The 20,200-nt window shown below is 52.5% G+C and carries 14 protein-coding genes; 7 read left to right on the forward strand and 7 right to left on the reverse strand.

The window, feature by feature from the left end:
• Positions 1 to 28: 28 nt before the first annotated feature.
• Genes EFO84_RS08680 through EFO84_RS08700 form a run of 5 tightly spaced genes read right to left on the reverse strand, consistent with a single transcriptional unit; the run spans position 29 to position 8,739 of the window.
• The gene (locus EFO84_RS08680) at positions 29 to 799 is read right to left on the reverse strand and encodes a 3',5'-cyclic-nucleotide phosphodiesterase (RefSeq protein WP_127347665.1); all 771 of its coding nucleotides are present in this window, start codon (positions 797 to 799) and stop codon (positions 29 to 31) included.
• A complete protein-coding gene (locus tag EFO84_RS08685) occupies positions 796 to 2,361 on the reverse strand; it encodes a GAF and HD-GYP domain-containing protein (RefSeq protein ID WP_127347666.1) in 1,566 nt (521 codons plus the stop codon). The genes EFO84_RS08680 and EFO84_RS08685 overlap by 4 nt, the downstream gene beginning before the upstream one ends.
• Before the next feature lie 5 nt (positions 2,362 to 2,366).
• Positions 2,367 to 4,568 carry a CHASE2 domain-containing protein gene (locus EFO84_RS08690; RefSeq protein ID WP_127347667.1) on the reverse strand — a complete coding sequence of 734 codons (2,202 nt, stop codon included), beginning with the start codon at positions 4,566 to 4,568 and terminating at the stop codon, positions 2,367 to 2,369.
• Positions 4,565 to 7,639 (reverse strand): efflux RND transporter permease subunit, encoded by a 3,075-nt coding sequence (locus EFO84_RS08695; protein WP_348534535.1) that lies wholly within the window; start codon positions 7,637 to 7,639, stop codon positions 4,565 to 4,567. The genes EFO84_RS08690 and EFO84_RS08695 overlap by 4 nt, the downstream gene beginning before the upstream one ends.
• Positions 7,636 to 8,739 (reverse strand): efflux RND transporter periplasmic adaptor subunit, encoded by a 1,104-nt coding sequence (locus EFO84_RS08700; RefSeq protein WP_127347668.1) that lies wholly within the window; start codon positions 8,737 to 8,739, stop codon positions 7,636 to 7,638. Before EFO84_RS08700 ends, EFO84_RS08695 begins: the two co-directional genes overlap by 4 nt.
• 110 nt (positions 8,740 to 8,849) lie before the next feature.
• Here EFO84_RS08700 and EFO84_RS08705 point away from each other — a divergent pair, with 110 nt between their 5' ends.
• The 3 genes from EFO84_RS08705 to EFO84_RS08715 all read left to right on the forward strand — a co-directional run bounded on the left by EFO84_RS08705 (position 8,850) and on the right by EFO84_RS08715 (position 14,073).
• The gene (locus tag EFO84_RS08705; protein WP_127347669.1) at positions 8,850 to 9,734 is read left to right on the forward strand and encodes a LysR family transcriptional regulator; all 885 of its coding nucleotides are present in this window, start codon (positions 8,850 to 8,852) and stop codon (positions 9,732 to 9,734) included.
• Between the two features lie 497 nt (positions 9,735 to 10,231).
• Positions 10,232 to 12,820, forward strand: a complete 2,589-nt coding sequence (gene acnB, locus EFO84_RS08710) for a bifunctional aconitate hydratase 2/2-methylisocitrate dehydratase (protein WP_127347670.1) — start codon at positions 10,232 to 10,234, stop codon at positions 12,818 to 12,820.
• A gap of 143 nt (positions 12,821 to 12,963) precedes the next feature.
• Positions 12,964 to 14,073 (forward strand): energy transducer TonB, encoded by a 1,110-nt coding sequence (locus tag EFO84_RS08715; protein ID WP_127347671.1) that lies wholly within the window; start codon positions 12,964 to 12,966, stop codon positions 14,071 to 14,073.
• On the opposite strand, the gene EFO84_RS08720 is transcribed toward EFO84_RS08715, so the two are convergent.
• Positions 14,070 to 15,887 carry a DUF885 domain-containing protein gene (locus EFO84_RS08720; protein WP_127347672.1) on the reverse strand — a complete coding sequence of 606 codons (1,818 nt, stop codon included), beginning with the start codon at positions 15,885 to 15,887 and terminating at the stop codon, positions 14,070 to 14,072. The two genes, EFO84_RS08715 and EFO84_RS08720, sit on opposite strands and share 4 nt — an antisense overlap.
• Before the next feature lie 138 nt (positions 15,888 to 16,025).
• Between EFO84_RS08720 and EFO84_RS08725 the strand changes: the two genes are divergently transcribed.
• Positions 16,026 to 16,946, forward strand: a complete 921-nt coding sequence (locus EFO84_RS08725) for a Dyp-type peroxidase (RefSeq protein ID WP_127347673.1) — start codon at positions 16,026 to 16,028, stop codon at positions 16,944 to 16,946.
• A 12-nt stretch (positions 16,947 to 16,958) separates the two neighbouring features.
• Here EFO84_RS08725 and argR read toward each other — a convergent pair whose 3' ends face one another.
• Positions 16,959 to 17,426 (reverse strand): transcriptional regulator ArgR, encoded by a 468-nt coding sequence (gene argR, locus EFO84_RS08730; RefSeq protein ID WP_127347674.1) that lies wholly within the window; start codon positions 17,424 to 17,426, stop codon positions 16,959 to 16,961.
• A gap of 157 nt (positions 17,427 to 17,583) precedes the next feature.
• Here argR and mdh point away from each other — a divergent pair, with 157 nt between their 5' ends.
• The 3 genes from mdh to ispB are packed head-to-tail and all read left to right on the forward strand — an operon-like array spanning position 17,584 to position 20,157.
• A complete protein-coding gene (gene mdh, locus EFO84_RS08735; RefSeq protein WP_127347675.1) occupies positions 17,584 to 18,516 on the forward strand; it encodes a malate dehydrogenase in 933 nt (310 codons plus the stop codon).
• A 17-nt stretch (positions 18,517 to 18,533) separates the two neighbouring features.
• Positions 18,534 to 19,130: a rhombosortase gene (rrtA, locus tag EFO84_RS08740; protein WP_127347676.1), complete on the forward strand. Its 597-nt coding sequence runs from the start codon at positions 18,534 to 18,536 to the stop codon at positions 19,128 to 19,130.
• A gap of 55 nt (positions 19,131 to 19,185) precedes the next feature.
• The gene (gene ispB, locus EFO84_RS08745; RefSeq protein WP_127347677.1) at positions 19,186 to 20,157 is read left to right on the forward strand and encodes an octaprenyl diphosphate synthase; all 972 of its coding nucleotides are present in this window, start codon (positions 19,186 to 19,188) and stop codon (positions 20,155 to 20,157) included.
• The last annotated feature ends 43 nt before the right edge of the window (positions 20,158 to 20,200 follow it).

Raw genomic sequence — 20,200 nt, forward strand, 5'->3', positions numbered from 1 at the left:
AGTTGTGGCAATTTGCAACGTCGATTGGTTAATATTTCAACAGGTCAGCGCAGACAGACCAGTGTGGGTAAGCCATTAATTCTTCCCGAATAGCGTCCTCGTAGGTCGGCTTTAAATGTGTTAACCACACATGATTCGGTGGATATTGCATGGCATCAAGCACTTGTGCCACCAGCGCTGGCGTCAGATGCCCTGTGGCGACGGCTAAGTCCTGATAACTGTCGGAAAAAGAGCACTCCAAAATCAAATGATCGGCAGGCTCTAGTTGATTCAATTGCTCAATCAATGCTGGGGTATAGGTGGTGTCGGCGGCAAAAATAGTGTGCATGCCACGTTTTTTCAGAGAATACCCAAAACAAGGAATGGTATGGCTGGTAGCAAATGGCGTGATCAGTAGATCATCCAATTCAAGCGGCTGTAGCGGTTCAAGCACCTGATAGCGCATGGTCGGTTGCTGTTGACCCGGCGCAGCACGACTAAAGTCCGGCCAGATGACATAGTTAAATATATGCTGTTGTAAAGCCGCCAAGGTGTCGGCATGACCATAAATGGTCACCGGCTCATCGCTGTTATGGCCGATAATATTGGCCAGCAAAATGGGTAGGCAACAAATATGGTCCATGTGCGAATGGCTAATAAACACGTGCCGTATCGCCAGCATTTCGGCAATCGACAAACGCTCCAAGCCAGTGCCTGCATCAATTAATACCCGCTCTGACACTTGCAAACAGGTGCTGCCTTGTAGCTCACCGTTGCTGCTACCAATGCCGCCGTTACAGCCAAGAAAATCGATATTCATGGTTTTTTACTATCGCTTTGGAAAGAATAGCCCGGTAACGAGAGCAAATCCGGTTCATCAATTTGCTCAGCCTTGAGAAATTTTTTGGCGTAGGCGAGGTACACCTGCTTATCTACGAATAATTTAAACAGATCTGGATCAAGATGATTGCTCTCGACCATTTCACCCATGATGTTCAGGCTTTGCGAGATGCTCATGGCCTTTTTATAGGTGCGGTCAGGCGCGGTGAGCGCTTCAAATACATCGGCAATGCCCATCATCCGCGCCGGAATGGACATCTGCTCGCGGGTCAAACCACGCGGATAGCCCTTGCCATCCATGTGCTCGTGATGGCCGGCCGCATACTCCGGCACGCGCGCTAGATGCTTGGGGAAGGGCAGTTGCTCGAGCATATTAATGGTATGCACCATATGGTCTTGCATAATTTGCCGTTCATCGGCGGTCAGCGTGCCGCGGCGAATAGATAGCATAGCGACTTCTTGTTCGTTCAATAACGGCTGGTACTCGCCGTGCACATCGCAGTATGGGTATTGGGCAATCTCTTCAATGCGCGCTACCGCTTCATCGGAGAGGGTTTCACCGCCCTTATTGACCTCGTGTAAAAAGGCTAGGTCATCGAGCAGCTGTTGCTTTTGTCGTGCCCATTCGGGTTGTTTGGCGAGCGCGGCAAAGCGCGCTTCAACAGTATCCATGCGGTCACTGATGGTTTCGAGTTTGCGACTTTTCTCTACCACATGCGGTGGTGTGACAATTTTACCGCAGTCATGCATCCATGCTGCAGTTTTCAACTCATAGCGCTCATCGGCACTCATGCGGAACTGCTCAAGACCCGGATAACGAGCGCCATTGGCGGCATCGGCAATCATTAAGGTGAGCTCAGGCACGCGCCGACAATGCGCGCCGGTTTGCGGTGACTTGGCGTCGATAGCGTTGGCAATCACTTCAGTGAAACTATCAAACAAATGATGTAAATCAGCGACTAAACGCTGATTGGTTAGGGCAATAGCAGCTTGTGAGGCGAGTGATTCGGTCAATTCGATGTCTTCGGCGACAAAAGGTACGGTATGACCGTTGGTATCGAGTTTATTGATCAGCTGCAGCGCGCCAATCACCTCATTTTCATGGTTTTTAAGCGGTACCGCCAATACTGAACGAGTACGGTAGCCGGTATTTTGATCGAACGCATGGGTACCAGAAAAGTCGTAACCCACGGTGGCATAAGCATCGGCAATGGCAATGGTGCGCTCGCTAATCACGCAATTCACCGCCACCATATTGTCGTTAGGCATACCATCGGCGTTGTACATAGGTAACGGCTTAAACTTATCAGACAACGGCTCGCCGTAACCACCGTAGTGAATGCCGAGTTGTTGGTTTTGCACCAACGCAAATTCGAGTTGACGTTGTTTGACCAAATACAGCGAGCCGGCGTCGGCACCACTGAGGCGGCGTGCGCTGGTTAAGATCAACTCGAGCAGTTTAATCGCATCGCGTTCGGCAGAAAGCGCAATACCGATACGATTGAGTTCACGGATACGTTGCAGTAAATCATATGTCGCCATGCTGATTACGCCTTGGATAGATGGGTAAAGACGCCATCCCAGTCCTTGGGTGGTGGATTGTCTAAATAATAGGTGCAGCGTCTGCAAAACAGCAAGCCTAATTGTTGATTATTTATTTCTTCGTAGCAGGCTTTGGCTGCGGCAAAGTCACCGTGTTGGTAATAATCCCACGCTTTACGGGTGATATCGATGCTGTGCTGGTCGTCGTTAAGTAACAATTCTAGGAGCTGCACTGGGGCTTGGCGACCTTTCACCCGCACCAAGTCAACTGGGCGTAACGGCAGTTCAGCGGCGCGCGCACCAAGTGCTGCAACGGTATCGGCACTGAGCAGAATATGGGCGCCGTAGGTTTTGCTAAGGGCCTCAATGCGTGAGCCCAAATTAACGTTATCACCCATAACCGTGTATGCCATGCGAAAATCCGAGCCCATGTTGCCCACGCTCATCAGCCCAGTATGCACACCAATACCCATCTGCAAGGCCGGGAGGCCTTGTTGGACAAATTCACGGTTGCTGTCGGCCAGCGCGCGTTGCATCGCTAACGCACCTTGCACGGCATGCCAGGCATGCTCGCTATCGGCTAATGGCGCGCCCCAAAACGCCATCACCGCATCACCCATATATTTATCGATGGTGCCACGATGCTGATGAATTGCTCGCGTTACCGGCGACAGTAACTGGTTCATAACGCGGGTTAATTGCGCTGGCGCGAGGTTTTCGGCGAAGCTAGTGAAGCCGCGGACATCCGAGAATAACACGGTTAATTGGCGTTCTTGGCCGGTCAAATCGAGCGCCTCTGGGTTGGCGACAATGTCATTGACCAATTCTGGCGGCACGTACAGGCCAAACTGATTGGTGACTTGTTGTTTGGCTTGGCTCTCACGCCAAAAATTCAAAGCTAAATGCCACCCCATTAGCACCATAATGAGCAGTAGTCCTGACGCTAATGGCAGTAATAAGCCTTGCTGCCAGGCATACAGGTTAGCCGCCGTGTAGCTTGTCAGCAGCGCTGCACACAGCGCTACCAGCCACAGCGCCGGCAGTTTCGGTAAGCACCAGGTCAATAACGAGCCGAGCAGCAGCAAGAGGATGACCGTGATGGCAATCGCATAGCCCGGCTCGCTGAGTAGATTGAGTTGCAGTAAGCCGGCTAACACCGAGGCATGAATTTCTACCCCAGGGAATACCGCACCAACCGGCGTAGAGCGTAGATCCATCAAGCCCGGTGCTGAGGTGCCGAGCAAGACAATAGCGCCGCTCAGTTCAGGGCGCAGCAGATCGCTTGCGAGTAGCTCGGCGGCACTGATATGGGTAAAGCTGCCACGCGGCCCGTACCATGGCACTAGCACCGCTGCATGGGGGTCTGTGGGCAAGCGATAACCACCTACATCGACCGCCTCAAGTTGCCATAAGCCGCCAGCTAAATGGGTCTCTAGGGTAACTGGCGGCATCGCCAGTAAGGTTTGCAGCATCGCCAGCGGTAATGATGGGTAGAGTTGTTGCTGATAACGTTGTAACAGCGGTACACGGCGGAAGATACCGTCGTCATCAACCATGGGGTTATCAAAAAAACCGCCATGCAGGGCCTGTTGTTGCAGCATGGCAAGGTTACTGGCATAACGCTGGGCGGTGACCAGTGGTAAATCAGTCAATTGCGGACCGCTAGCGCTGTTGCTAGGTGCGGTGACCAGTGGCAGCGGGGCTGGCAGTTGACCGGTATTGGCTACTGTGAGGTTTGGCGTGACCGAGCGGTCAAAATAAAAGCCGCTAACAATAGGGTACTGCTGCATAACCGCGGCCAAGCGTTGGTCACCGCTAGTCGGTGCTGGTTGATCGGCCAATTGTGGATACTGCAGTAGAAGTTGTTGCCATTGCTGGGCGAGTAGATTTTGCTCTTGCTCGGCAAACACAATATCGAGCCCTAACAGGGCAATCTGTTGCTGTTGGAACAGCCGCTCAATCAATGCCGCGACTTGGTCGCGCGGCCACGGCCATTGACCAAACTCAGCAAGGCTGGCTTCATCAATATCAACAATCACGATATCAGCGGGGACATCGCCGGGCAGGTTCAGATTCACCCGTTGGTCGTAGCTGATCCATTCCAGCCGTTGTAGTAGTTGGCTGGGCCACAAGCCAATTTGCTCGCCCGCCAGCCATAGCACGAGAATGGCACTACCAACAGTTTGCAACCAACGGGTTCGGGTCATTTCACTCGCATCACCAAGGCATACATAACGGGCACCACAATCAAGGTCAGCAAAGTTGCGAAGCCCAAGCCAAACATAATAACCACCGCCATACTGGCGAAAAAGCCATCGAATAACAAGGGGATCATCCCGACAATGGTGGTGACCGCAGTCATGGCCACCGGTCGTACCCGGCTCACCGAGGCATCAATAAGCGCCATCAGCGTGTCCTTGCCTGCAGCTAACTCAACCCGCACTTGCTCGAGCAGCACCACGCCATTTTTAATCAGCATACCCGATAAGCTCAGGAAGCCCAGCAACGCCATAAACCCAAACGGCTGATTGGTCAGCACTAAGCCCAAGGTCACACCGATAATACTGAGCGGCACCGTGGTCCATAAAATTGCCGCTTGGCGAATCGAACTGAACAGCAGCACAGTAATGATAAACATCACCACAAAGGCTAACGGTAGCGCCTCAAATACTGCGCCAGTGGCTTTTTTCGAGGCCTCATGCTCACCGCCAAATTGCAATTCATAACCGTGCGGCAGCGCAATCTGCTCCAGCTGTGGGCGTAATTGAGCAAACACTTGGGCCGGTGTTTGTTCGCTGTTGAGTGGCGGATCAGCCATCACCGTGAGGGTGCGTTTGCGGTCACGGCGCAAAATCAAATGATCTTCGAACTCTAACTGTACGTCGGTGACCACTTGCGCCAGCGGCACATGTTGTTGCAGCGCATTGCTATACACTTGCAGCTCTTGCCAATCTTGAATGCTGGCCCGCTCGTTGGCTGGCGCGCGCACAATGATCGGTAATAGTTCGGTACCATCGCGGTAAACACCAACGGTTTGGCCACTAAAGTTACGCAGTAACACCGCATCGACATCGGCTTTGCTAATACCCAGCCGGCGCGCGGCCGCCTCGTTGAATTGCGGGCGCAACACTTTACTGCGCTGGCGCCAGTCATCACGCACATAAGTCACCAAGCCGCTGTGCTGCATGACCTGTTTGGCTTGGTCGGCTAATAACCTAAGTTGGTTCGGGTCAGGGCCAATAAACCGAGCTTCCAATTTCGCCACATTGGGCGGACCCATTTCGATGCCTTTAATCTTGTATTCAACGTCGGGTTGTTCGCGTGCAATAAGCTCGGTAAAGCTGAGCAAGGCTTGCTCTAATTGGCCGCGGTCACGGCCACGGATAATCAGCTGGGCATAGCTTTCATAAGCACGTTCAACCATATAGGTGAGGGTAAATCGCGGCGCACCTTGGCCGACTGTCGCGGCAATGAATTCAATATTTTCGGCGTCCGGATGTTGTTGCATCAACACTTCAAGTTGCTGCGAGCGCAGTGCTGTAGCGCGAATATCGGTGCCCTGCGGATACCACAGATCAATCATCGCCATGGGCAGGTTAGAAGGCGGAAAGAAGCTCTGCTTGACGGTGCTAAAGCCAGCGCCGGCCAGCACTAATAACGCCAACATCGCCACTAGGGTCAGTTTACGCCAGCGTAAAAAGCGCTCTAGGGCGCGTCGATAGCTATGAAACACCCAGTGGTCATACACTGCATCGGTGCGGTCGGCCACCTCACTGGCGGTGCGCGCGCGGGTATCGCGACGATACAGCAAGCTGCCTAAAAATGGCGTTAGCGTAATCGCGGTAAACCAGCTTAACAGCAATGAAATCAGCATCACCCAGAACAGCGCATTAGCGTATTCACCACTGGCATCTTGCGATAGCCCAATCGGCGCAAAAGCAATCACCGCAATGGCGGTGGCACCTAATAGCGGCCACATGTTCTGCTGCACCACTTGGCTGGCGGCTTGAATGCGCGATAGCCCGCGGCGCACGCCAACTAACATACCTTCTGCCACCACAATGGCGTTATCCACCAGCATACCGAGGGCAATAATCAGTGCGCCTAGTGATACCCGCTGCAATTGAATATCCATCAGGTACATAAAGATAAAGCTGCCCATCACGGTGATAAGCAGAACCCCACCAATCAACACCCCGCTGCGCAAGCCCATGGTAAGCAGTAGCGCTAACACTACAATGGCAACGGCTTCGGCGAGATTGATCAAGAAATTACTCACCGACGAGTCTACCTCGGCCGGTTGGTTATAGATCATCTCAGTGTGCATGCCGATTGGGCGCTCGCTTTCTAATTCAGCCAACCGTGCAGCGATAGCCGCACCAACGCGCACCACATTAACGTCATCGGCAAAGGAAATACCCAGCCACAAAGCCTGCTGGCCATTAAAACGCACTAAATGATTTGGGGTATCATCAAATTCCTGCGAAATAGTGGCGACATCGCGCAACAAAATACGCGCCTCGGCACCCGGGTTACTGATGAGTAAATCCGCCAGTGCATCGATACTGTCAAATTCGCCGGTGGTTTGAATGCGCAGCCGCTCATCACCGAGCATGACCCGGCCAGCGTCGCTTATGGCATTTTGGGTTTGTAGTAAGTTCAGCACCTGCTGCGGGGCAATGCCCATGTTGGCGAGTTGCTCGCGCGAGATCTCAACAATCACCTGCTGTTGCTGCTTACCGGCGACACTGACTTTGCCGACTCCAGGCAGCATCACCAGCTCACGGCGGAGGTAATCGCTGTAGGTAGCAATGTCGTGATAGCTATAACCCGCACCCGTCACCGCTAATAAAATGCCGTATACATCGGCAAAATCATCGCGCACCATCGGCACCCCTGCGCCCGGTGGCAGCTCGCGCTGCACATCACTGATTTTACGCCGCATTTCGTCCCAAACTTGCGCCATTTGATGCTCACGCAAGGTGGTTTTCATATCCACTTTAACTTGGCTCAAACCCGGTGTAGATACCGAGGTAACATGGTCTACATAAGGCAATTGCTGAATAGCATTTTCGATGCGGTAGGTCAGCTCTTCTTCAACTTGTTGCGCGGTAGCGCCCGGATAACTGGTGATCACCATGGCTTGCTTGAGGGTAAATTCAGGATCTTCCAAACGCCCAATTTTGTCTAAGGCGATAAAGCCACCGAGCAGCAAAATCAGCAATAGCAGCCAACTGGTGGTGGCTCGGGTAATGCTATAGCGAGCAATATTAATCATAAGCCGGGCTCCCGCTGCCAACTCCAGACTTTTTGCCCGGCTTGTAATTGATGCACACCGGCGCTGACGATCTGATCACCAAATTGCACGCCACTGGTGATTTGTAAGCCTTGCCCGGTGACGGCACCTACAGTGACTGGTTGTAGCGATACCGTGCTAGTTTGTGGGTCGATGAGCCAAACAAAAGAGCCGCTATCAGTGCTACGGTTAGCGGGAACAAACACCGCGCTGGCAGGCACGAGGGGGTAAGAAGATACCAAGCTGGACACTACGCTGGTGTCGACTAGCACGGTAGCGGACATGCCCGGTAGCAGGTTAAACTGACTCGGCGTGGGCATGGTAAACACCACCCGATAGGTATTGGAGGCGGGGTCGGCGACACTATCCCATTCTTTCAAGGTGGCCCGAAAGGTTTGTTCTGGTAGCGCGGCAAAGCGCACTTCAGGCTGATAACCGGTATTGCGTTGCACCCGTGCAAAGAGATTTTCTGGTACCCGAATACTGATATCAATGGCGTCGTTCAACAGCAGCGTGGCAATTGGGCGCTGCGGTTGTACGGTTTCAAAGTTTTCCACGAACACATGGGCAATGGTGCCGGCAAAGGGCGCGCGCAGTTCACTGTAGTTTAGGTTGGCACGGGCAGTGTCGCGATTGGCACGAGCAATTTCCAAATTCGCCGTGACCTCATCAAACTGCTGCGGCGACACCACACCTTGTTTGGCCAAGTTCTCACTGCGAGCGAACTGCGCCAGCGCTAAATCATAGCGCGCTTGCGCTTGGTCCAGCACCAATTGAAAATCGGTAGGGTCGAGCTTGGCAATCAATTGCCCTTGCTGCACCTCATCGCCGGCGCTGGCTGGAAAGGCGCTAATCTCACCGCCGACCCGAAAGGCCAATTGCGCAACTTGTGCCGCTTCAACTAGCGCGGGAAATTCGCGCAGGCGCTGCTGTTGATTGCCGGCCACCGTGTAAACTTTGACCGCTACGCCGCGATCGTCTGCGCTAGCGTTTTGCTGTGGCGCTGGCTGACAGCCGCCGATGCTGGCGACGGTCGCGAGCATGATTACCATGGTGCTGGCTTGGCTGATATAACGATTCATGCAAATGCCCCTTCAAGAAAAATCCAATCACTGCTGTGTGAAAAACATTCTACGTCAGCAACAAATAAAGTAATATTGAATTAGATTTTACAACATAATAAGAAATACTTATGAAGCTACAGCAGTTACAGATGCTCAATGCAGTGGCCGAAACCGGCAGTTTACAGGGCGCCGCAGACCAATTACATCGCACACAAGCGGCGGTAAGCATGGCCTTGCGCAAACTCGAAGAAAGCGCCGGCTTTGCTTTGTTTGACCGCCAAGGCTATCGGCTCGGGCTCACCTCGCGCGGTGAACAATTTTTGCGCCAAGCACGTGAGTTGCTGCGCCAGCAGGAACGCTTAAAGTCGCTCACTGAACAATTACGCGGCGGCGCTGAGCCGCAACTGCGCATAAGTTATGACCATACCTGTTCGCCACGCTTACTGTTTGCCGCCATGCAAGCGGTGCAGCAGCAGTTTCCAGCCACTGAATTACTGGTCAGTGGCGACTCGCAATTACGCTCGCTGCGCGCTATTCGTGAGGGCGAGGCTGATCTTGCATTGGTGCCCTGGCTACCAGTGTTTCGTCAACACGGTGATTTTCAGACCCAGCTGGTGCAGCCGTTTGAATTGATTATAGCCATTGCACCGGGATTAGCTGCACGTCATGGTGGCATACCGAAAAATCGCGAGCAATTATTGGAGTTGCCGATGCTGATTCCACAAGACCAAGATGTCGGCATCAATCTTGATCGATTATTGAGGATGCCCGGCCAGCAGCGCATTCGCGTGAACGATTCGGTAGCGCAGCGCGAACTGCTGTTGGCCGAGCTTGGTTGGGGCATTATCCCAGTTGGTTTAGTCCAAGATGCACTAGCGCAAGAGCGCTTAGTAGCGATTGAAATCCCGGACTTTATGAACCATGTGCACCTGGAAATCCACTTGGTACGTTCGGCCGAACGCATTGCCGGCCCCGCCAATCAGTTGCTTTGGCAGCGCGTTGTTGGCCACTAAACCAGCGCTACCTAATTGTTCGGCGCTGGCATACAGGCTTTGTTGCGCCGCCAGCATTAAATCGATGCGCGCTTGGCCGACAATTTCAGCGCTGACATTTTGCCGTTCTATGCGCATGGCTTCGGCGTTGGTCAGCGGCTGGTAATAAAAGCTATACACTGGTGTGGTCGCTGCACTAGCAACCGGCAGCGCGCTGGCCGCAATGGCGACTACTAGGCCAATCATAAAAGTCCGTGACTGTGCAATTATCTTTCTCATTGTGAAACCCTCCTTTCACTTGTCCGCTTGCTAAGTAAGATAGCGCGCAGATGTGAAAGGTTGATGTCAGACTGGTATCATTTCGCAAGCAAGTGTAACCGTTGGTAACAGAGAGGTCTGTGTAGCCAAGCTATTCATCAAATTTATATCGTCAATCGCGTTAGACAATTCAAATTGATTGCTAAAACCGCTATAATCCCGCCACTTTTTACAATCGTAACCGCATAAGGGGTACCCAGGTGCTGCAAGAATATCGTAAGCATGTTGAAGAGCGGGCCGCAGAAGGCATTCCGCCCAAGCCACTGACAGCTGAGCAAGTTGCTGCGCTGGTCGAATTATTGAAAAACCCAGCAGCCGGCGAAGCCGAGTATTTGCTCGATCTGATTGCCAACCGCGTACCACCGGGTGTGGACGAAGCCGCTTATGTGAAAGCTGGTTTCTTAGCTGCGTTGGTCAAAGGCGAAGTGAGCTCGCCGATTATCAGCAAAGCCGATGCGGTGAAGTTGCTGGGTAACATGCACGGCGGCTATAACATCGTGACCTTGGTGGAATTGCTCGATAACGCCGAGCTGGCTGAATTAGCCGGTGAAGAGCTGAAGCACACCTTATTGATGTTTGACGCCTTCCACGACGTTGAAGAAAAAATGAACAACGGCAACGCCGTTGCTAAAGCCGTGATCGAATCATGGGCTGCAGCCGAGTGGTTTACCAGCCGCCCAGAGTTGGCCAAAGAAATCACCGCTACGGTATTTAAAGTCACCGGCGAAACTAACACCGATGACCTGTCACCAGCGCCAGACGCATGGTCGCGCCCAGACATTCCATTGCATGCCAAAGCCATGTACAAAATGCCGCGCGAAGGTATCACCAACGCCGCTGAGCAAATTGAAGAACTGAAGAAAAAAGGCCATCCAGTAGCATTCGTTGGCGACGTAGTTGGTACCGGTTCATCACGTAAATCAGCCACCAACTCGGTGTTGTGGTTTATTGGTGACGATATGCCAGGCACGCCCAACAAGCGCGCTGGCGGTATCTGTATTGGCGGTAAAGTGGCACCTATCTTCTTCAACACCATGAAAGATGCCGGCGCTTTAGTGTTTGAAGCCGACGTTGATAACATCAACATGGGCGACGTCATCACCATTTATCCATACGACGGTAAAATCACCAACCAACACGGTGAGGTGTTAGCGCAGTATGAGTACTCGTCACGCGTGATCCTCGATGAAGTGCGTGCTGGTGGCCGTATCAACCTGATCGTAGGCCGCGCGTTAACCGATAAAGCACGTGAAAGCCTCGGTTTGCCGCACACCAAACTATTCTTAACCCCAGAGCAGCCAGCCGATAGCGGCAAAGGCTTTAGCTTGGCGCAGAAAATGGTCGGTAAAGCCTGTGGTATGAAAGGCGTACGCCCAGGTACCTATTGCGAGCCGAAAATGACCACCGTGGGTTCACAAGACACCACCGGCCCAATGACCCGTGATGAGCTGAAAGACCTCGCCTGTTTGGGCTTTAGCTCAGACTTAGTGATGCAGTCGTTCTGTCACACCGCGGCCTATCCAAAGCCAGTCGACATTGAAACTCAGCACACCCTGCCAGATTTCATTATGAACCGTGGCGGCGTGAGCTTACGCCCAGGTGACGGTATCATCCACAGCTGGTTGAACCGTATGTTGCTGCCAGACACTGTCGGTACCGGCGGTGACTCGCACACCCGTTTCCCACTGGGTATTTCGTTCCCAGCTGGCTCAGGCCTAGTGGCCTTTGCCGCGGCCACTGGAGTGATGCCATTGGACATGCCAGAGTCGGTGTTAGTGCGCTTTAAAGGCGAGATGCAGCCAGGTATCACCTTACGTGACCTGGTGCACGCCATTCCGTTATTCGCCATCAAAGAAGGTTTACTGACCGTTGAAAAACGCGGTAAGAAAAACATCTTCTCCGGCCGTATTTTGGAAATTGAAGGCTTAGACACCTTAACCGTTGAGCAAGCCTTTGAGTTGTCAGATGCTTCAGCCGAGCGCTCAGCAGCGGGTTGTACTATCAACCTATCAGAAGAGTCGGTAGCCGAGTACCTGCGTTCCAACATCACCATGTTGCGTTGGATGATCAACGAAGGCTACGGCGATGTGCGTACCCTTGAGCGTCGCGCCCGCAAGATGGAAGACTGGTTGGCCAACCCGCAACTGATGCGCGCTGATGCCGACGCTGAGTATGCGGCGGTGATTGAAATTGATTTGGCTGACATTAAAGAGCCAATCGTCTGCTGCCCGAACGACCCAGACGACGCCAAGTTCTTAAGCGAAGTAGCTGGCGACCCAGTACAAGAAGTGTTCATTGGTTCATGCATGACCAACATTGGCCACTTCCGTGCTGCCGGTAAATTGCTCGAGAAGAACAAAGACGCGCTGAACACCCGCCTATGGATTGCGCCACCGACCAAAATGGACGAAGCGCAGTTACGTGAAGAAGGCTACTACGACATTTACAAAAACAATGGCGTACGTACCGAAATTCCTGGCTGTTCACTGTGTATGGGTAACCAAGCACGAGTAGAAGCCGGTACCACGGTACTGTCTACCTCAACCCGTAACTTCCCGAACCGTTTAGGTGATGGCGCCAATGTGTACCTGACCTCAGCGGAATTAGCCGCAGTCGGCGCTATCTTAGGCAAGTTGCCAAGCGTTGAGGAATACATGGCCTACGCGCAAGACATCAACGCCATGGCTGGCGAAGTCTACAAATACTTGAACTTTGATCAGATGGACGCGTTCCGTAACGCCGAAGCGGCAGCGAAAGCCAACATCATTCCGAGCATTCAAGTCGCCTAATCGCAGCGGCCCTGCTAGGGTCACCGGTTGCCCAATAAAGCCTGTATCTGTGATGCAGGCTTTATTTTTTTGTTGCCGAAATGTATCGCTTAACAAGACCCTATGTTAGGGTTAGGGCATAACCGAACTATAAGGATAGCCTGATGAAAACATTGAAGTTGGTACTGGTATTACTGGTCAGTGGAGCATTCGCCAATCAAGCGTTGGCGGTTACCCTGAGCCAGCAAGATCGTCAGGCTGCGTTTGCGCAGGCTTACGCCGATTTTGAGCAAGCTCAGCAGCAACAACTGGCCAATCATCAACTAGAGAAATTGGCACAGCAAGCTTATCGTGCCAGCGCCGACTATTTCGGCGACCAGCATCTAAATACCGCTAACCTTAAAATCAGCTATCTCAACCTAGTGCCGCTGTCGACCCTCACTAATGAGGACTCGCAGCGCCTCGCTGACCAAGTATTAGAGGCTTATCGGGCTAACTATGATAAGCAGGCGGTGGAGTTAATGGATGCTCTGCAAGCGGTGCTGAGTACCCGCAGCATTTACAGCGAACTGAAACCGGTGAAGAAGCTGTACAGCGAAGTGATTGATCTCGCTGATCGCCACATGGATGCGCAGCCAGAGGCCATGACCATGGCCAAAGTGGAGGCGGGGGCGCATCTATTGCGGGTTGGTAGTCGCGATAGTCGTGACCTACTGGATTATGCCGAGGAGGCCAGTAAGCGCCTTGGGCCAAGCCATGAAATCACCCTGTTAGCGCAGTTTCAGGCCGGGCGCTATGAAGAAGCAGCCGGTGACGCAAGTGGTGCTGAACAACGTTTTCGTGCGGTGGCAGCAGTGCCCTTGGCGGATCTGTCTGAGCGCTTAGCCATACCGAAATACATGAGTCATGCGCGGCTGGTGGTATTGCTAGAAGCGCAGGGCAAAAGTGCTGAAGCTACTGAGCATTGTATCGCGGTGGCACAAATGGGCTATGGCGTGACCGATGAGCAAGACCCAACGCCGTTGTTTCGTGTCAGCCCGAAGTATCCGATCTTACTAGCGGGCCGTGGGGTAACCGGCAAGGTTATTGCTGAATACGACATTAGCGAGACAGGTACGGTCGACAATGTCCGTATTATTGAGGCTGACCATAAAGCCTTTGGTGACTCTTCGGCGGAGGCGATTAAGCAATGGCGATTTGCGCCGCGAATCGACAGCGGCGCACCGGTAAAATCAACAGGTCACAAAGTACAAATGGACTTTGCCTTAGATTAACGCGCTGCCGCCTCGGCAGCGCTTTGGCCAATCCAGCTACGAATCTCAGTGGCTAAGATATCCAGCGGGATACTGCCGTTTTTGAGCAACTGATGATGGAACTCACGCAGATCAAAATCGGCGCCCAAAGCTTGCTCTGCCTCTTTTCGTAGATCACGAATCAGCATTTCACCGAGTTTGTAGGCTAAGGCTTGGCCCGGCCACGTAATATAGCGGTCAATTTCGGTACGCACATTGTGTAGGCTGAGCGCGGTGTTTTCGGCCATGAAATCCATCGCTTGCTGACGGCTCCAGCCCATCGCATGCATGCCGGTATCCACCACTAATCGTGCGGCGCGCCACATTTCAAAGCTTAAGCGGCCAAAATCGTTGTATGGATCTTGGTAAAAGCCCATTTCTAAGCCCAAATATTCCGCATACAAACCCCAACCCTCGCCAAAGGCAGAAATATAGGTGGAACGGCGGTAATCCGGTAAATCAGCCATTTCGCGTGCTAACGCACCTTGCAAATGGTGGCCTGGCACCGCTTCATGCAAGGTCAGCGCCTCCATTTCATAAAGCGGGCGTAAATGCAGACCCCAGGTATTCACCCAGTAAAAACTGGCGCGGTCATCACGGCTCGTGCCGGCATAGCGGCCGGTGGTGTATTTCGGTGCAATTTCGGCTGGCACCGGCGCAATACCGTAGGGCTGCCGTGGCAACAATTTAAAAAACTTCGGCAATTCACCGTCGGCTTTTTTCGACAAGTAAGCGGCATATTGCAGCAGCTCTAGCTCGGTCTTCGGGTAGAATTTCGGGTCGCTGCGCAAGTACTCAACGAATTCGGCAAAACTACCTTCAAAGCCAGTGCGTGCAATCACTTGGTCCATTTCGGCGCGGATGCGCTTCACTTCGGCCAAACCTTTGGCATGAATTTCTTCTGGGCTCATGTCTAGCGTGGTGAAATGCTTGATACGATTTTGATAGTAGGCGCGGCCATCGGGTAATTCGCTGGCGCCCACGCTGTCACGCCCAGCCGGTAAATACTCACCCACCATAAATTCGAAGTAGCGTTGGTAGGCCGGTACCACAGTGCCATCGACCATGCCGGCGGCGCGTTGTTGCAAGGTTTGCCAATGCTCTTCGGTGACAAACACCGGCCGCGGTTGCTTGAACGGGTCATAAAACACGCTATCTTTCGGGTCTTGCACAATAAAGGCAGCGATACTGTCTTCAAAGCCAACCATTGACTCTTTCGGCCACATATAGCCGTCGCGCATACCTTGTTGCAACCACTTGGTTTGGTCTTCCATATAGCGTGGAATCAGCGCCAAACGTTTCAGATACATGTCATAGTCTGACGAGGTACGGAACTGGGTATTGCGGACCATAAAGCTGAGGTTACTATGAAAGCCACCTTCAGCGTTCAGCGGTAATAAATACTCTTTAAAGCGGAAGCTGTCATAACTGTTTTGCAGCCGATAACTGAGCATGCGTAAGTTAATTTGGTTGTCACGGCTCAGGCTTTGCGCATCGATAGCGGCGAGTTGTTGCAGCCATTGGCCTTGTTGCTCAGCGCGTTCAGTCATGCCGCGCAGCGACACATCGGGTAAGCGTGGATCATTACCGCTGCTGCGATTCTGTTGTTGCATAGCTTGCCAAATACTATCGGCGAGCTGGGTAAACTGGGCGTTGGCATCAACCTGCTCAACCACCACGGCAGCGCCGCTTTGAGTATCATTGCTAGGGCTTGGAGAAGTCGCCGCACAGCCGCTTAATAGCAGGCCAATGGCAACAGCAAGGGTAGTGCGCTGTATGGTGGTGGTGATGTTCATGGTTAACTCCGCTTTTTTTATCAATTTATCGGAAATTTTTTTGTTACACTGTCAACCATTGTAGGAGACCGGTGAAACGGTGCAAGTAGCTTGCGACCAAGTCGCTTAGATTAACGAGGAAACTCGACGGGGAATAGCATGGCGCGATCACAAGGTGGAATCTATGCCGAGGCAAATTTGCACGGTATCACCCTGTTACTCAACGTAATGACCGATGATACTGCGGTGATTCGGCGTAAGCTGGCGCGCCTACCGAGTATTTTCAGTGGTCTTGATGAGCGTTTCTCTGAAGCCAACTTGAACGGCTATGTCGCCATTGGCGCCGAATACTGGGATGTGCTGTACAGTCACCAACGGCCGTTACAGCTCAGCAGCTTTCCTGATCTGCGTGATGGCGACCGCCAAGCGCAACGGCAGCCGGTGGATTTATTAGTCAGTGTGCGAGCTGATCGCTTTGATGTGTGTTTCCAAACTGCGCGCACTATCCAAGAATGGCTTGGCCATGATGTTGAGTTGTTGGAGCAGCTGCATAACTTTCGCTTTATGGATGGCCGTGACTTACTCGGTTTTATTGATGCGCCAGACAACCCGCGCGGTATGCAGCGGCGCCAAGTGGCCTTGGTGAAGCAAGACGACGATCCTTATTTTGCCGGCGGCAGTTACCTCTATGTACAGAAATTCCGCCATGACTTGCGGCGTTGGGAGCATCTCAGCAGCGAAATACAGGAGCACGTGATAGGGCGTAAAAAATTAACCGGTGAGCGTATTAGCGAAGCGCTATTGAGCATGGTCACCCATACCCAAAAAACCCGCCTGCAGCGCGATGATGAACAGCCGTTACAGATTTTGCGGCAGAACATGCCGTGGGGTGATTTGCGTGAGCAGGGTTTGCTGGGGATGTATTTATCAGCCACCCCAGCAGATATTATTTATTGGCTCAAACAACGTTATATCGCTGATATTCAGGGCGATTACGACCCCTTGCTCGATTATACCGAAGCGGTCAGCAACGCGGCTTACTTTGTGCCGACGGTAGATTTTCTTGAGGCCAACCGCTAGCTTTCTCGGTACTCAGTAGCTGCTGGTAAACAGTTGCTTAATATTGGCCATAGTAAAGTCGATGTCGGTGACTTTAACCGGTGCAATAAAAATAGTGTCATCGCCGGCAATAGTCCCCAATACCCCTTCTTTTTTGCCCACTGAATCGAGTAGTCGCGCAATCAGCTGTGCCGCGCCTGGAGTGGTGCGAATAATCACCATCACATCATTGTGCTGAATATCCAATACTAGCTGCGTTAATGGCGCGCTGGTGGAGGGAATACCAAGCTCCGCTGGCAAGCAATAGACCATTTCTTGTTTGGCATTACGGGTACGCACAGCGCCATATTTCGATAGCAAACGCGACACCTTAGACTGACTAATGTTGCTGAAACCCTTGGCTTTTAGGGCATCCACGATATCGGTTTGTGAGCCATACAGCTCTTCTTTCAGTAATGCTTTGAAAGCATCAAGCAGGTCGTCAGGTTTGCTCGCAGCCATGTGCGTATCGCTTCTCGTGCAGTGAAATGGGCCATAAATTGCAGTGTACATCAATTGCATTGAAGCGCCTAGCAATGCGGCCTTTGGTTGTGTTTTACGCAAAAAAGGAGTACAGTTTGCGGCCTAAATTTCCCCACAAAACTGGATGGAGTCACTCATGAAAGTAGCCGTATTAGGTGCAGCTGGCGGTATCGGCCAAGCGCTGTCTTTACTGTTGAAAACCCAATTACCTGCAGGCAGCGACCTTGCGCTGTATGATGTTGCTCCAGTGGTGCCGGGCGTGGCGGTTGATTTAAGCCATATCCCAACAGCGGTTAAAGTCACTGGTCATGGCGTTGATAACCTCGCCGATGCGCTGCAAGGTGCTGACATTGTATTGATTCCAGCCGGCGTACCACGTAAGCCGGGTATGGACCGCTCTGACTTATTTAACATTAACGCCGGTATCGTGGCCAAGTTGATTGAAGCGATTGCCGACACCTGTCCAAAAGCCTTGATTGGTATCATCACCAACCCAGTCAACACCACGGTAGCTATTGCTAAGCAAGTACTGACCAAGAAAGGCGTGTACGACAAAAACCGCCTGTTCGGTGTGACTACGTTAGACGTGATCCGCGCGGAAACCTTTGTCGCTGAATTACACGGTTTGAACCCAGCGGATGTTAAGGTTCCAGTGATTGGCGGCCACAGTGGCACCACCATTCTGCCATTGCTGTCGCAGACCGGTTTGTCATTCACTGACGAGCAAATCAGTGCGTTGACACATCGCATCCAAAACGCCGGTACCGAAGTCGTTGAAGCGAAAGCCGGTGGCGGCTCAGCAACCCTGTCAATGGGTCAAGCTGCAGCTCGTTTCTGCTTGTCGTTAGCGAAAGGCTTGAAAGGCGAAGCAGAGGTAGTGGATTACGCCTATGTTGAGACCGACGGCGCCGATGCCTTGTTCTTTGCCCACCCAGTTAAATTGGGTAAAAACGGCATTGAAGCCATTTTGCCTTACGGCCCGTTAAGTGCCTTCGAAGCCAAAGCCAAAACCGATATGCTGCCTGGTTTACAGGGCGATATCCAATTGGGTTTGGACTTCGTTAAGTAAGCTCGCGGCACACCGCTATGTCGGTGCGAGTGCTCGGTCTCAATTTGCCGATCAACAGCCAAACTATGCTGCCAGCGTTGTGCCTCACGGCACTTCTGCTGGCATTGTTTTATCTGTTGCCGCAAAGTTTTACCCAGCTCTATTACACCCAAGCGACCATTGCCGATGGCCAATGGTGGCGCTTCGTCACCGCCCAGTGGGTGCATTACGATGCTGGCCATTTATGGCTCAACGTTGGTGGCTTGTGGTTGTGGTGGCTATTATTTATTGAGCGGCTACCGAACTGGCGCTATTGGTTACTACTGCTGCCGATTATGCTGGCATCCACCATCGCGCATATGCTCAGCCCGCAAGGGGTGATGACCTATGCCGGTTTTAGTGGCTGCTTGTATGGCTTGTTTGCTTACGCCTCGATCCTTGATATTGCCGCTGGACGACGCAGCAGCTGGCTAATTTTAGCCGCGATTATTGGCAAAAATGGCTATGATCTGGTGGTGCTCCCCAGCAATTCTGAGATTGCCATCTATTCGCACTTAGGCGGTATGGTGATGGCGCTGTTGCTAGCACTAGTGATGCTCTATCGCCAGCGCACGCAACACTTACGTGGCAGCTAAATTGATGTACAATAACCACCTTACTGACACCGCCAACAGAAGCCCATTGCCCGTCATGACCTTAACTGAAATCAATACTTTGCTGGCCAGCGATATGCATGGCGTCAACCAGCTGATTAGCGGTGAATTGCAATCTGATGTCGCCCTGATCAATCAGTTAGGCCTCTACATTGTCGGTAGTGGCGGCAAGCGTTTGCGGCCACTGTTAGCGGTCACCGCAGCTCGCGCGGTGGGCTATCAAGGGCAAGGTCATTTAACCCTAGCCACCATTATTGAATTCATTCATACCGCCACACTGCTGCACGACGATGTGGTGGATGCCTCAGAATTACGCCGTGGCAAAGAAACTGCCAATGCAGTGTTCGGCAACGAAGCCAGCGTATTAGTAGGCGACTTTTTGTACACTCGTGCGTTTCAGCTGATGGTGACGCTGGAATCCATGAAGGTGATGAAGATCCTCGCCGATGCCACCAATATTATTTCTGAAGGCGAAGTGTTGCAGTTGATGAATTGCAACGACCCAGACACCACTGAAGCCAGCTATTTTGAGGTGATTTACGGCAAAACCGGCAAGCTGTTTGAGGCCGCCACCCAACTTGGTGCCGTGTTAGCCGCGCAGCCACAAGCCGTAGAAGATGCCTTGGCCGCATATGGCCGACACTTAGGCACGGCGTTTCAGTTAGTCGATGACTTACTCGATTACACCGCCGATAGCGAAGTGATGGGCAAGCAAGCTGGCGATGATCTCGCTGAAGGTAAGCCCACCTTGCCGCTGCTATACGCCATGTGGCACGGCTCAGAGAGTGAGCAGCAACTGATCCGCAGTGCCATTGAACAGGGCAATGGGCGGGCTTTGCTGCAGCCTATTTTAGCCACCATGGAGCGCACTGGGGCGTTGCAATATACCCGCGATCGCGCCTTAGCCGAGGCCCAGTTAGCGCAACAACAGTTGCAGCACCTGCCAGCCTCCGAATACCGCGATGCGCTGCACGCTTTAGCGATGATTGCGGTTGAACGAATCGCTTGAATCGGTATGAATTTGCGGGTACAATTCGCGCCCTGATTTAAAT

Origin of the sequence: Pseudidiomarina mangrovi, from assembly GCF_003999375.1 — a bacterium.
In the GTDB taxonomy this organism is placed as follows: Bacteria; Pseudomonadota; Gammaproteobacteria; order Enterobacterales; family Alteromonadaceae; genus Pseudidiomarina; species Pseudidiomarina mangrovi.